Here is a 13603-nt window from a genome sequence, read left to right on the forward strand (position 1 = left end):
AAATCGCGATCGACGTAGTCGATGGACAGCCGTCGTACCAGCGACGCGGCAGACGTAAAGTCCGTACAATGAAGGTCAACAAGGCACTTCGCCATCGGCATCACGGATCGAGCGGGCAGTGCGTGGCCGGAACGATGGTTTGCTCGAAAGGCGGTTGCGGGAAATATTGTGTGGTCATCTGAACCTCCTTGGCGACATCCGATCCTGCGACACACGCTACGATGGCCAGCGCCTCGTCCAGTCCTGACGAAATTCCGCCGCCGGTGATCCGGTTGCCATCGATGACATAGCGGGGGAAGCCTTCGGCTACCTTGATCGCGGGGAATCGGCTGAGGCAAGGGATAAACGCCCAATGCGTGGTCGCCCAATAATTATCGAGCAGACCTGCGGCGGCAAGCAGCATGGCACCCTCGCATACAGACGAGACGTAGTCCGCGCCAGCGCTCTGCGCCTTCAGGAAGTCCAGATACGGGCCACCTTGCATCAACTGCTGCAGGGCACTCGGATTCCCGCCTGGTACCCATAGCAAGTGGGTTTGGGATTCAGGTTCAGCGTAGTCGGCAAATCGGCGCTGTGGCGTGAGGGTCAGGCCATCGCGAGTTTTGAGCGGAGACAGGTGCTCCGCAGCCAGGGTGATCGTCGTCGCCCGCGTGGCCCAGGTTTCGGCCGTCCAACTGAACAGCTCGACCGGCGCGGCCACGTCCAGCAGGTCAACACCGGGATAGATCGGGATCGTGATGTGGAACGGCGGACGCTCTTGCGTCATGGCGTACCTCCAAGGTCACTCCGGGAAGGGCTCACTGCGGCGCCTGTTGCGAAGAGGTGCCTGGTCCGTCAGCCTGTCTCCAGCGGGATATTTACCTCGATGGCGGGGTTGCCCATCAACTCATACGGGAAGCGGTCCATACCAGGAGGGATTGGCGACGACTGAAGCTGCCAGGCCGGATGCCATGTATATCTCCTTGCAGTATTTCGACGAAAGAAAAATCAAGGCGCAGACCAATCGGCACCGCACGCATGAGCGGTGGTGTCGCTAAGCTCCGGGGTGTGGAAAACCTGACGGGGGCTTAGGGGAAGTCGCCGGCCGGATGGTCGTGATTCGCGTGATTCATGCCAACCATGCCGATGCCGCCGCCGGGGGCCGTCGCATCCGGAACAATGCGGATGTTGGTCATCATCCCGCCGTCTTCGTGATCGAGGATATGGCAGTGGATAACGAACTCGCCGATGTAACGGTCGTAGCGCGTGCGCACAAGCACCTGGTAGTCGTTCTGCACGAAGACGGTGTCCTTGAAGACGTGCCACATCCCGCAATACTGGTTTTGCAGGCCGACCTCGTCGGGTGAAACCAGGCACTCTCCGTTCGGACCGAAGATGCTCTTGGGCTGCGCTCCTGGCGGCGCGTGGCGGACATCCATCACCTCGAACGGGTTGACATGGATATGGAAGATGTGCGGTTCGCCCTGCGAGGTGAGCACCCAGTCGTCCGTGGTGCCCACTTGGCGCGTGAAGTCGACGCGGTCCGGATCGTAGGCCTTGTAGTTGATGTAGAAACCGAACGGTCCAGTCCAGGGCGCACCCGGCTTGGCGGGTGGCGTGGCAGGCGGCGCCGGCGGGAAGGGTGGATTGCCGATGAAGAAATCGACCTTCTGCACATCGGGGTTGACAGCCACGTTCTTGAGGTCGTCCATGGCACGCCAGGGTGTCAGGTCACCTGCCAGCAGTCCATTCAAGGCTGCGGCGGGAAGCGATTTGTCGGCCTTGTTCCCGTCGTAGAGAGCCTGCTCGACATAGGTTTTGAGATCGCCAGTCACAGGCTTGCCGTCCGACACGACCACCGTTGCAAGCAGTTGCGTCTCGTTTGGCCCTTGCCCGCCGCCATGGGAGCCAGCGTTGGCGCGCTCCTCGGGCGTTGCAGCCTGGTTCAGGATGCAATAGGTACCTGGCCGCGGAAACGCGATCAACACGTCGCTGCGATAGCCCGGCTGCAGGAAATTGCTGCCGATGCCGCCGCTCACGCTTTTCTTGTCGACGCCGATCGCGCGTATGGCCGTACGGGTCAGACCATCCGATGCGATTTCAAACTGTGGCACCAGATCGACAGGCTTGCTCTTGTCCGGCACAAGCACCGGGCAGAGTGCCGCGATCGCGGCCAGCTGCTCCTTGCGCGAACCCGCCAGTACGCCCGCGAGTGCCGCCCGGGACTCGGGCGTATTCGTAACCATCGGCACGATCTGCAAGTTGATCGTGTCGTGGATGCCTGCGTGGATGAAGCGCCAGCGCTGAATTTCCCCAGCGGCTACGTTACGTAGCGTCGGTTGGACAACGCCGTTGATGCTTGTGAACCGGCCGCTGTCGTCCCATACGGTTGCCGAAGAGAGTTGCTTGTTGAAGTCTTCAACGACACCGACCTTTCCAGCCGGACATGACCATTGGCCTTTCGCCTGGATGATCTGGCCTTTGTCGTCGAAGCAGGCGTACGGAATCTGTTGGAAGAGAAAGATTTGCTCGGGGATCGGCCGTCCCGAGGCGTCGTGCAGGATTGTATCGATGTCTCCCGGCGCTGCACCAACGTAGCGCCGATTGCCGCGCACGATCAGCGGCCCTGCCGCTCCGCTCGCGACTTGTAGCGCAGTCGAGCCGTGGCGGTGCGCGTGGTACCAGAAGGTGCCCGATGGATGATCGGACGGGATGTTGATCTCGTATTCGAATTTTGTTTGCGGGCCGACATTGAGCAGAACATTGTCGCTGTTTCCGGCAGGCGATACATGCAGTCCGTGGAAATGCATGTTGATCGTGTTGAAGCAGCCTGGCTTCCCGCCCGCCGGATCGTGCCCGCCAGGACAGCTCGGGTCATTCTTGTCCAGCCGGTTATCAAGATTTACCCGCAGCGTGTTGCCGGGTTTCAGTTCAAGCAGCGGGCCGGAAAGGCAGCCGCCATACGACCGCAGCCTGACGCGATCCTCCGCTCCGTTGGGATTGCCGGGGTTGTAGATCTTGTTCTCTCGCTTTTCGACCCGCAGGTTCAGCGCGACGGTCTGCCCGTCACGAGTGATATCGCCCGAAGGATTGCATGTCGTCGCAGAGGGTTGCTTCTCGATTGTCGCCAGCGCTTCCAGCGGCCCCTTCTCTGCCAGCTTTGGCGGAGGAAGAAAAGGCTGCGCGGCCAATTGCGCCAGCGCGGGTTCGTTGGCCACAAGCATCAACGCCGCCCATCCAGCGATGCAAGCCGCTTTCATCGTGCGTCCCCCGGAAAATGCCGCAAAAAGCAGCGTCTTCACGTCTTTGTATAAAGGCTGATTCTATAAATCGCTCACTAATACTGCAACCTGATTTGCATGAAAATAAATTTATATCTGCAATAGAACGCACTATGCACTTATTTTGGCAGTGTAAAATTTGAGGCGATAGAGCGGTAAAATGAAACAATAAAGAGGATAAAATCGCTTTATCATGGCCACCGCTTCCCGGCTGTCGTCATTAACTGTGCGATTCGCTGGTATTTCCGGTTCAACCTGAGCCTGCGGGACATCGAGGAGTTGCTGCTCGAGCCTGGTGTCGTGGTCACATACGAAACGATCCGTTACTGGTGCAACAAGTTTGGCGCGGCGCCTCCTTGCCGACTGAGCGCCTTGCTTACAGCACAGGTTTCAGTATCAATTCCGGCTCGGTAGCACTGCGCGCTTAATTCGCTTCAACCGCCTGAGCCGGCGTCTCAACGTTGGGCTGCGCGCGCGGGCGCCTTGCCGTATCGAAGATGCTCGACACGAAATACACCGGTTTGATCGCTGAACACGTCGGTGCGTACTACTGCGTCGAAAAAATGAATTGGGGAAGCGGTTGGCACGAGCATGACGCCGGTCTGACGGGGCGACGGGAAAAGCAGCCGAGCGAAACCGTACTCGGTCGGCTCGACAACGGTGGCAAACTCGAAAAAAGATGCTGACGGATAAACGCGCCAGCGCATCCGGGACAGCGATGGCCTGATGCAGATTAAAATTCGAAGTTCAGGCCGCGATCAATTTCCCGCGTAAGTGCCTGCAGTGACTGCAACAAGCTACCGCCCGCATCAATCAAGGTCGCGATTTCGGTTTTTGCCATCAGGACCGTATCCACAAAAAAATACAGGGTCTTCTTATCTGGGCTGATATAGCCATTGACGAAATCTATGTCGAGGACCGGCCCAAGCCCCCACGCTTGCTCCAGGCCGCAAAGGTAAGCGCCGTACTTTCCACTGGCGTGTTTCGCCTCCAGATCGGTTTTCAATTTCTCAAAGCTGGTTCCGACAAGATCTTTCAGGATCCCATCCTTTAGGAAATCACAGTGGGCATGCTTGATTTCGAAATATGAAAAAAAACGCCTCTCTTCCTCGAAAATTTCTATCTTCGTCGAAAGATAGGGAACGGCGTTGTGCTTGAGAAAGTTATTGATATCAGTGTAAACATTATGCCTGACACCCGACCTGTTGGCGATATTGCAAAACAGAGGACGCATGTAGTGATAATATTTCTCTACTTTAGGATCGAGCTCCAGTCGAGCTTCAGATGCGTGGTAGAGGGGTTCAAACTGGCTACGATCCAGCGCGCCGTATTCTTTCAGGGTGTGTGATATCGCCTCACCCATAAAACCCATCCAGTATCCATGGCCGCCAAGCGCTGCGAGTTCCGGGTATTTTTTATTGAATATGCTTTGCAGCTCGCCGATTGTCGCCGTCGCTTTATCTGACTTCGAAAGCGATGAATTTTCAATCAGAAACTTATTGGTAAGAGCACGATACTGTACTTTTTTTATTTTCTTAAGGGGAATTCCAATTTTCAGGGCGCAGCAGATGCAATAATAGTCGATGAGCGACCCCATTGAATTTAGCACGGCATCGGAATACGCCTGATTTAATAGCGCATTTCCTTCGTCGAATTCAATTTTATGATTCGCATATTCATTGAAATACTGGCGATTGGTTATCTCCCTTTGGCTGTAGAGACGCCCAATCTTTTTGATCTGATGTTGTATGTTTGTTTCAAGATCGCTTACCAGTTCCTGTGAATTCATGGGTTCGAATATTCTCAGTTGAAAGCCATTGATAGTGCCTTTTTTATCTCAAAGGTCACGTGTCCACTTTGGTCTTGATTAGGGCGTGTTCGGCCGGCACGCATGACGAGCAACGGCCTTCCCAGCCACCGCGGAAACCGACCGCGCTGCTCCATTCATTTGCCGAAGCGCTCCATCTTCACATTGAGAAGGTCGTTTGCGAAGCTCCGGACGAGTAAAGCCTCCAATTCGTTAATCAGCGCATCGTCGACCTTGTAAGCGGAAAAATACGTAGCAAGGTGGCTCAAATGGCGCCTCGTCAGCCTTACTTGACGGGCATATTCATCAGAAGTCCTGAACTCGCCGCGCTCCGGATGCTGAACGCGATATACGCGTTGGGTCGTGTCGCGGTCCCGGTTGAAGGCCAGATTCATCTCTTTCCACAGACTTTGGCGTTGCGCCTTGCCTACATACAGACCGCGCCCCCGCGAGTCGTAAAAGACATATATTCCGTGACTTTCCTCCAGCGCGCTCTTAAGGCCCAGCAGCGCTTTGGTTGTGTTCGGCGGCCGCGTTGGAAACAGTTCTGCGGTCCCGTTAGCTGATCTTCGATAAGCCGAAAGCTGAAAATATTCAACGACCGGCGCAATCGCGCATTCATGTGCCGACTTGACTGCACGCTGCCTCGCCTTCAACAGCCCATCGGATAGTTTTCTGCCCGTTAGGCCGTACTTCAACCAGTTGCTTACCGTCCCGGCAGAGATACCGAGTTCGCGACTGAATCGCCCGTTCGTCCCGGCGTCGAATTTGTTGCGTAGGCTGGCAATCGCTTCCTTCGCTATCTTGATACGTTCATTCTGCTCGCTAGACCGTATCGCCTTTACAATGGCGCGCGCTAGCTTCTCTTCAGTCAGCCCATTTGTTTCCCAATCGCGGAAATTGGCCTGACTAAGGCCCAATAGCTTCCCGAGTTCGGGTGTACTTTGAACATCGAGCTTTCGCTTAAGCGCACTGATAAGACGATCTGCATCTATCGAGTTCTTGATCATTTTCTTGATTCTCGTCCGATCTCAGTCTCTGGTGGATTGTTCGTTCGTCAATCGCCTTGTTATCGGCAAAGGCTTGGAAAAATTTAGAGTCCCATATGTCCGATTGCGGCCGTTCCGTCGGTTCTGAACTGAACCGATCAGCTAGTGAGCTTCGCAATCCGGCCGTTTATTTTTCCGCACACGACTGAGCGCTTCGGGTCGAATGCCGCCGCCCACGTTGGGCGGCTGCCCTCCACGACAGCGCAGCAACAAGGCGGCGCGCGTCTTCGGGAGACTGAACCAGGGACGAGAGTCGACGACGTCTATACCAGCGTCCGTCAGGATGTTTGCGCTCGTGACGATCTCCCTCATGCTCTGAGCAAGTTCCTCGTTTCGGGGAGCAAGACAGACACGAAATCGTCGTACGTACAGTCGTACTCTTCATCGTCGCCAAGGTATGTCATGAATCGCTCAACTGCGATGGCCTGTTTGTCGGTTGTCGGCGGTTGGTATGCCTGCCAAGCCAAGAGGAAGAGTCGCCGCATCGGATGTTTGCCTCCTCGCCCACGGTTCAATGCGGCAGCCAGTACATCGTAGGACGAGGATAGCCCGCTGGACACCGGGCGATGGTGCTTGAACGATAGAAGCACTGGCAGTATGCCCTTGGGATTCCAGAAATCCCACGCCAGTCCGGGAGCAAACTCTTTCCGCCAAAAGCCGTATCGCGTCAAACGATATGCCGCGGCAAATACGTTGTCGCGCAAGTTTTCCGGAGCGCCGGCATCGTAATACTGCACGGCGATATTTAAAAATTCATCGAGTGCCTCGCTCCACGATGCGTCCACACTCCATGCGGCTCTCGATGCTTGAGCTTGCTTGATGCGATCCCATGCTCCTGTTGCTCGCAGAGCTACCTCCATTTTTGCCTGATCGGATTGGCAAAAATGTCCACCGCGCACCCGCTCAATGCCGTGCTCTGACATCAATGCGATGGTAGCCTCGTTCTCCATGGCTTCGGCGCTATGCGTATCCCGAGTACCGGTGTTGATGGCATAAATGCGTCGCAGTGGTCTGTATCGCTTGGTCCATTCTGCACCGACGCCGGACTCGTGCTGCCCCCATCGGTGGTCCAGGACGCCGCTCAGGCCGACATAAAAGTGTCCTTCCTCCAGTTCGAGGACATACAGATAAATATCCTTAGGTGAGGCGGCTCCACACCAATTGACCGGCGTGGTTTCAAGTTTATGCTTCTTACTACCGAAGCCCGCAAGACTTATGAACTCCTGCGCAGCCTCCTCAGTGATTTCAGTACCCATGGCTGCTTTCTTCCACCCGGTTACAGGCTGCACCCCTAGCAACTCTATCTGTCGACGCGTATATCCACCACCGGCGCTTGCACCCGCCGCCAGAAATTCTTCCGTAATCAGCATAAAGTTTCAGTTATTCTCGTTGGAGAGCACCGATATCAACAAAACAGAGTACTCAGCTTGTTTAGATGGCATCTTTCCAATCAACATTGTTATTTAGTGATTTCCGTCGACGTCGGCGATTGATATTTTCTGACAATGAAACGTTACGGCTAGCTCCAAGCAACCAAATCAAGGGCACGAGGACACACTACCGCTCGGCATGTGTAACTCAAATGACGCGACAAAAGAAAAGAATAAGGGATACGGGACAAGGCTGTGCGGCACGTCGACGCCACACAAACAGCAACCGCATGAGTTTACCTACTATGGTGCTACCATGCACTCATCCGGGCCGAAAAAACTGTCTAGACGATGCCGGAGGCGAGATAACCGCGGGGCAAGTCATATGTCGATAGCCGCTCAACAATATCGCATTGGCTTATGATTCATTTTAATTTAAAACAATGCCACTAAAACACGATAATGAAAAGAGACACTTCCACCACCAATGAGATGCCATCCGTTCTGGACCGGGAGATCGCGGACACTCAACTCGACGCGTTTGGTCATCGTCATTTTGCACTGGCGTTACGTAGTCTGATTGAATCAAGCGATCACCCGACGCCTTTCAGCATTGGCCTTCTCGGTGGCTGGGGTACGGGCAAGAGCAGCATCAAAGAGATGTACATGGAAGAGCTTCGGAACGATGCCACTAAGCATCAAGGCACGAAGCGATCGGAGAAAATTCAATGCATAACCTTCAATGCATGGCGCTTCGGAGGGCGCGACCAGGACATCAAACGAGCATTGCTACGCCACGTATTCCTTGAGCTCGGCGGGCACGAGGAAAGCCTGCAGGACCGGCTCTTCCGCCAGATTAGCCACGTCTCGGAGCAACCTAAGCCCGCGCTTCAATACTGCCTGGAAACGCTTCGCGCCTGGCTGTTGCCGATTCCCGCCGTGCTCGCGGTAATGGTCGCATTTGTCGGTGTCCTCGCCGCCGTCAACTGGATCTTCGGCGCCGGTCAAGATGTGACCAAAGTGGCCGGATCGTTGTGTGTGTCGTTTCTCTTTGGATACGTGCTCAAGCATGTGAAACCACCGGAGGTGAAGGCCGCGTCCGCCATGACTCGGGTTATGCTTCCCAGCACGAGTTCGGAGCAGTACGAGGATATGTTGCTCGGACAACTGTCCCGCTACAAGGCCGGAGAAAACAGATCCCCAGACGGGCGGGATGGAAGGAAGTGTGAACGGCTGGTTGTGTTTGTCGATGATCTCGACCGGTTGTCTGCTGAAGAGATGGTGCTCGGCCTGGACGGCGTACGCACGTTCATGGAAATTCCCAAAGGTCGCCTGCCAGATGGACTCGGCCTGGTATTCGTTATTTCATGTGACGAAGGAAAGATCGCGGATGCGCTGGCCAAGGGCCGACGCTCGGCCGATTTGCCCGCGACGGTGTTCAACCGGTTTGACGCCCGGCGGTACCTCGACCGAATCTTCCAGTTCCGTCTGGAGATCCCGCCGCCACCACACAACGACATGCGAGAGTTTGCTACCCGGAAATTGGTCAGCATGGGTGGTGTTGCAGCCGATCTCTCAGCGCGCGGTGTACCCCTAGCACCCGTCGTTGACAGAATGATTCATGTCGGCGTGCAGGATCCGCGAAATGCGCTGCAAATTGTCAACGCGTTCGAGCAATCGTGGTGGCTGGCCAAAAAGCGTGAAGCCGATGGAGTGGGTAGCGATCGTGCAGGCGGGTTGCACGAAGGGGCCGTCACTGACCACCCTATCTCACTTGGCGCACTTTCGGCCATGAAGGTGAGTTTCCCGGATTTTTATCGCGAACTGCAGGATGACCCCGAGCTTCTCTTTCATTTCACCGAAGTCGTCGTGAGAGGACAGAGTCTGTCTGAGCGTCCTGAGTCGATCCAGCGAATCCTGGCCGACAAGTATCTGGTCCCCGAGCCTGCCTCTGGTGGAGAGGAGGCTTCCGCTAAACAAAAGCCGCAATTACGACCGGAATTCAGGCCGCTGCGTCAATTTCTCGCGGGGCTCGTAGGTGTTCGATGGGCTCAGCCGCTGGAGAGCCTGCTACTGCTCTCCGAAGACCCTATCTCTCGGCGGCTCGGACCAAAGATTGCGCAGTTGCGAAACGCATTCATCTCCGGCGACACCGATGGTGTTCTGGAGGGGCTGGGCAGGCATCATGATCTTTCGCCTTTGAGCGTCGATCAGGCAAAGAATCTGTACAACCTCTTTGAAGATCTCCGAGGCGAAACGGAAGTCCGTCGCACCAATGGCGCACGTGTAATGGCGGACGTAGTCGATCGAATTCCAGACCCTCCCCTCGCACAGGTACTCAACGAACTTTGCAGAACGCTTGATGAAAGTCCAAGCCTGCGATCGCAACTCGGACCTGTACGAATCAAGAATTTGCTCGTCAAAGCTGCGGGTTCCGACAAGCGCGCTGTAACTTCCCGTCTCATTGGTGACGCGATGGCAAGAGACGAAGATCTGAGCCTCAAGCTTGACTCCGGGCAAACGCCGAGTCTGGACGAGGCGATAGAGATGGTGAGAACTATTGTTGCGCTTGCCATCGGTGTGCGTGGAGAACAGGGCCTCGAAGCGAGGGAAGACACGCAGTTCCTCGATTGGCTGTTGGCTCGCAATGTTCGCGTTCCCAACGCCTCCAGACAGCTCAGCTTTGATGAGCTGGAAGCCTGGCTCTCAACCGATACTGGCAGCATCGCTGGTTCTTTGGGGACGCGTTACGCGGAAGCACTTGCGAGTGAACTTGAAAAAGATCAGCCGGCAGCATTCGACATGGACGCCGCAACGCAGCGAGCCAAAAACGTGTTCTCGGCGCAGATGGCGGTTGGGGAAGAGGCACGGCGAGCAACATGGCCAATCGTATGCCGGTTTATGAGGCTCAGGCAGCCAGATGCCGTCGGAGTCGCCTGGCAGGTTGCCGTGTCAAATGATGGGTTCGCCACCGATGCTGAAATCTCGTCGCTTGTCAGTGCATTTGTCACCCGTCTACTGCAGGACATCCCAGACGACAGTTCCGATGTCGACGTTCATGAGGCATTCCCAGAGTTGATGAAACTGGTTGTGGCGCGGATACAGTCGCTTGACGGCAGCGCGCTGCAACAACTGGTCACGCTTGCAACAGCATGGAGCCGCGAAGACGTGCTAGCCCAACACGCGTGCGACGTCGTCTCCCAACTGCGTCGGGTGAACCCTGCACTGGCCACCGCAGTGTTGACCACATGGGCTCCACGGGTTATTTCCGATCTTCCCCTGCCGTGTCTTGAGATGTTGACGAAGCTTCTGCCCCAAGAGGATGACAGCCTCAAGGTCGCAGTTATGAATTCAGTGAACGCTATTCTGACTACGGAACCGATTAACGATGCCACGGCGAGCCGTTACTCCGCGTTCGTCGATGGGCTTCCCGCCCCCGGCTGGGACAAGGCGCCATTCAAGGGGCACCTGGACAGCGCTTTAGGCAATCTCGCCAGCCGCAGCGGCAACAGTAACTATCTAGAAGCGATTTTTCCGCCCATCGCAACAGTGCTCGCTTATGCAACACCCCAAACACTTGGAAACTCGCTACAGCAACTTTTCCAGCAAGCCAAAAATCATCCAGCGAGCTACGCGTTCCTGCATCGACGGATGGTTGGCCGCTGGCCAGCGTCTGCCCCGACACTCGCGCCATATGACCCATCCGTCCTGTTTGACGAGGCCTGCGCCACTTCAATCAATAACATGGCAGTGATGAAGGACGATGTGCTCCACTCCGTGTCCGACATGTTCGACCGCGGCTTGGTTGGGCAAGAAAAACGTGTGCGTATCATCGAGACTGCATGCGCTCTTTGGCGGGTCGAACCTGATTCCGCGTTACCGTTCTTCCGGCGATATCCCGACCTGTCGGTCGAGCAGATTGATGCACTCGTCGGCACGGTGAACACCAGCGAGCCCGGACAGATCGCAGCGCTCCGTGAGGCATGGCAGGCCGTATCACGGCACACCGGAGACGATACGCGCCGGACAGTGACCATTGTGCTGCTTCGTCGCGGTGCCGTTCAGGCGCCTGGAGACGCAGACTTTGCATTGAATGTGTGGCTTTCTGCTCAGGGTGACAGCGGACGCATGTTGCTGATCGACCTGCTCGTCGACGGTGCCGTCCCTGACGAACAACGGGCGAGACTTTGGAGGCAAGCCGTCTCACGCTCTGATGCATTTGGCAAAGGATTCTTTGTTGACGTGATTCCGCGCGCCTTGAGCGTGCAGAACAGCGAAGCTCTGTCGGCCGCAGTTTTCGACACCGAACAGGTTGTTGAAAAACTGATACATGATGGCCAAACACGGTCGGACCTTGCACGCGGCCTGATGAGCCGGTTCCATGAGTTCGGGACGGAAACGATCAAGGGCAACGCAGGTGCCATGGCGCACCGACTAGTCGGCAACGTTGCACTGAAGGGATTGAATATCGAAAGCCTGGTGGCAAGCGATTTGCCGATCCTTTCTGGTGCGTTTGGACCGTCCAAAGACCTTGACCGGATCAAAGACCGGATCCAGAAAGAAAGTTAGATACGCGCTGCTTCGGCGAACTGCTCAATCATCAGTTCGCCGTGACCACGCAGGCCCCGCGAAGGCCGACGAGATTCGCCCCTGTAATCGAGGCACGCTTACGTAACAGAGCCGGCGCAAAGCCGGCTCTGTTGCTTTTGGGGACGCATCTCTCCGTACTTGAGAAAAAATATCTGTCGCGAGCCAAAACCTCGGATGCGAATCTGCAGTTGAGTGCCTCTCATGCGATCGAAACGACACGATGCCGCTGACCAAGCATTGCGCTGATGTCACCCGCAGCCAAATATTCTTCGATCATATTTTCATCGAAGCTCATAGAGTGCAACCAGTAATCGAGGAATTCAGTCTTTTATTCAAAGACAATTTCTTGAGACCGCGGACATCTTTTCTAAGAGACAACAACAAGCCCGCGCCCCCTTCCAACCCCATCACTCCCCCGTACCGGCATTCGTCAACCAAACTGTACCGGTACTGTACAGAAAACTGTCGCTAAACTGACCTCCATCCCAGTCCAGAACCGCATGGAGAATCCGCGATGGAATTCCTCACCCTGAGCGCGCTGCCCGCCGGCATGCTGTTCGCGCTCGTCACGACTATCACGCCCGGCCCGAACAACACGATGCTGCTCGCGTCCGGCGTCAATTTCGGTTTCCGCCGCACGATGCCGCACCTGTTCGGCATCAGCATCGGCGTCGCGATCCTGATGCTCTGCGTCGGCTTCGGCCTCGGAGAAGTATTCAAGCGCATACCGCTGCTGTACACGATCCTCGAAGCCGCGAGCGTCGCGTACCTGCTGTACCTCGCGTGGCGCATCGGCACGTCGGGCGAAGTGAAGGCGCACGGCGGCAAGCCGCGGCCGATGACGTTCATCGAAGCCGCCGCGTTCCAGTGGATCAATCCGAAGGCATGGATGATGGTGCTGACCGCCGCGACGACGATCCGCCTGTCCGCCGACTACGGGATGAACGCCGCGTGGATGGCCGTCGTGTTCATCCTGATCGGCTTCCCGTGCATCAGCCTGTGGGCCGCGTTCGGGCTCGGCCTGCGCCGCTTCCTGTCGAACGCCCGCGCGCTGCGCATCTTCAACGTGACGATGGCCGTACTGCTGATCCTGTCGCTGTATCCGCTGATCGCGCACCTGCTGGCGTAGTGAGCGCTCACCGCGCGCCCGTTGAGATTCGCCCGATGCAGGCGTACCCTTTTGTTACGGGCGCGCGCCACCGTTTCGCCGGTTGCGCCGCTGCTGCCGGGAGAGTGCCGATGAAGCCATTGCTGAGGGCGGGCGAACACATCGAGGGGATGCACTGGATCGCCGAGTATCACCCGCTCACGCACGAGATTCGTGTGCTGCGCGAAGACATCGAGATCGGCATCTACTGCGCGCCGCCGGCGATGTTCGGTGAAGAGGAAGAGATGGGCGCCGCGAACCTCGCCGATCATCGCAGCCGGGAGGCCGCGCTGCGCGCGTATCTGCGCAACTTCGTGAAGCAACACGACACGGAAGAATAGCCGGCGGCCCGATGGCCGCCGTATCGGCGGGCCGGCGCA

Annotated in this window: 9 protein-coding genes and 1 pseudogene; 5 read left to right on the forward strand and 5 right to left on the reverse strand. The window is 56.5% G+C overall.

The features are described from left to right. Positions 1 to 100: 100 nt before the first annotated feature. Positions 101 to 766, reverse strand: coding sequence for a DJ-1/PfpI family protein (locus tag G3O06_RS09445; protein ID WP_205815832.1), 666 nt, complete (start codon positions 764 to 766; stop codon positions 101 to 103). Positions 767 to 1067: 301 nt separating this feature from the next. Further along, complete coding sequence (locus G3O06_RS09450; protein ID WP_205815833.1) at positions 1068 to 3281, reverse strand: multicopper oxidase domain-containing protein; 2214 nt, start codon at positions 3279 to 3281, stop codon at positions 1068 to 1070. Positions 3282 to 3428: 147 nt separating this feature from the next. Here G3O06_RS09450 and G3O06_RS09455 point away from each other — a divergent pair. Then, positions 3429 to 3611: pseudogene (locus tag G3O06_RS09455) on the forward strand (IS6 family transposase); the annotation flags it as partial. A gap of 146 nt (positions 3612 to 3757) precedes the next feature. Further along, positions 3758 to 3946 (forward strand): hypothetical protein, encoded by a 189-nt coding sequence (locus G3O06_RS09460; protein ID WP_205815834.1) that lies wholly within the window; start codon positions 3758 to 3760, stop codon positions 3944 to 3946. Between the two features lie 47 nt (positions 3947 to 3993). Here G3O06_RS09460 and G3O06_RS09465 read toward each other — a convergent pair whose 3' ends face one another. The 3 genes from G3O06_RS09465 to G3O06_RS09475 all read right to left on the reverse strand — a co-directional run bounded on the left by G3O06_RS09465 (position 3994) and on the right by G3O06_RS09475 (position 7486). After that, complete coding sequence (locus tag G3O06_RS09465; RefSeq protein ID WP_205815835.1) at positions 3994 to 5049, reverse strand: hypothetical protein; 1056 nt, start codon at positions 5047 to 5049, stop codon at positions 3994 to 3996. A 155-nt stretch (positions 5050 to 5204) separates the two neighbouring features. Then, positions 5205 to 6077 (reverse strand): hypothetical protein, encoded by an 873-nt coding sequence (locus tag G3O06_RS09470; protein WP_205815836.1) that lies wholly within the window; start codon positions 6075 to 6077, stop codon positions 5205 to 5207. A gap of 347 nt (positions 6078 to 6424) precedes the next feature. Further along, positions 6425 to 7486: a GIY-YIG nuclease family protein gene (locus tag G3O06_RS09475; RefSeq protein WP_205815837.1), complete on the reverse strand. Its 1062-nt coding sequence runs from the start codon at positions 7484 to 7486 to the stop codon at positions 6425 to 6427. Between the two features lie 462 nt (positions 7487 to 7948). Here G3O06_RS09475 and G3O06_RS09480 point away from each other — a divergent pair, with 462 nt between their 5' ends. The 3 genes from G3O06_RS09480 (at position 7949) to G3O06_RS09490 (ending at position 13564) form a co-directional block, all read left to right on the forward strand. Continuing rightward, the gene (locus G3O06_RS09480) at positions 7949 to 12055 is read left to right on the forward strand and encodes a P-loop NTPase fold protein (RefSeq protein WP_205815838.1); all 4107 of its coding nucleotides are present in this window, start codon (positions 7949 to 7951) and stop codon (positions 12053 to 12055) included. A gap of 535 nt (positions 12056 to 12590) precedes the next feature. After that, the gene (locus G3O06_RS09485; RefSeq protein ID WP_174967827.1) at positions 12591 to 13205 is read left to right on the forward strand and encodes a LysE family translocator; all 615 of its coding nucleotides are present in this window, start codon (positions 12591 to 12593) and stop codon (positions 13203 to 13205) included. Positions 13206 to 13315: 110 nt separating this feature from the next. Beyond that, the gene (locus G3O06_RS09490) at positions 13316 to 13564 is read left to right on the forward strand and encodes a hypothetical protein (protein ID WP_174967826.1); all 249 of its coding nucleotides are present in this window, start codon (positions 13316 to 13318) and stop codon (positions 13562 to 13564) included. Positions 13565 to 13603 lie beyond the last annotated feature (39 nt).

It is taken from the genome of Burkholderia sp. Ac-20345, assembly GCF_017104825.1.
Classification (GTDB): domain Bacteria; phylum Pseudomonadota; class Gammaproteobacteria; order Burkholderiales; family Burkholderiaceae; genus Burkholderia; species Burkholderia lata_B.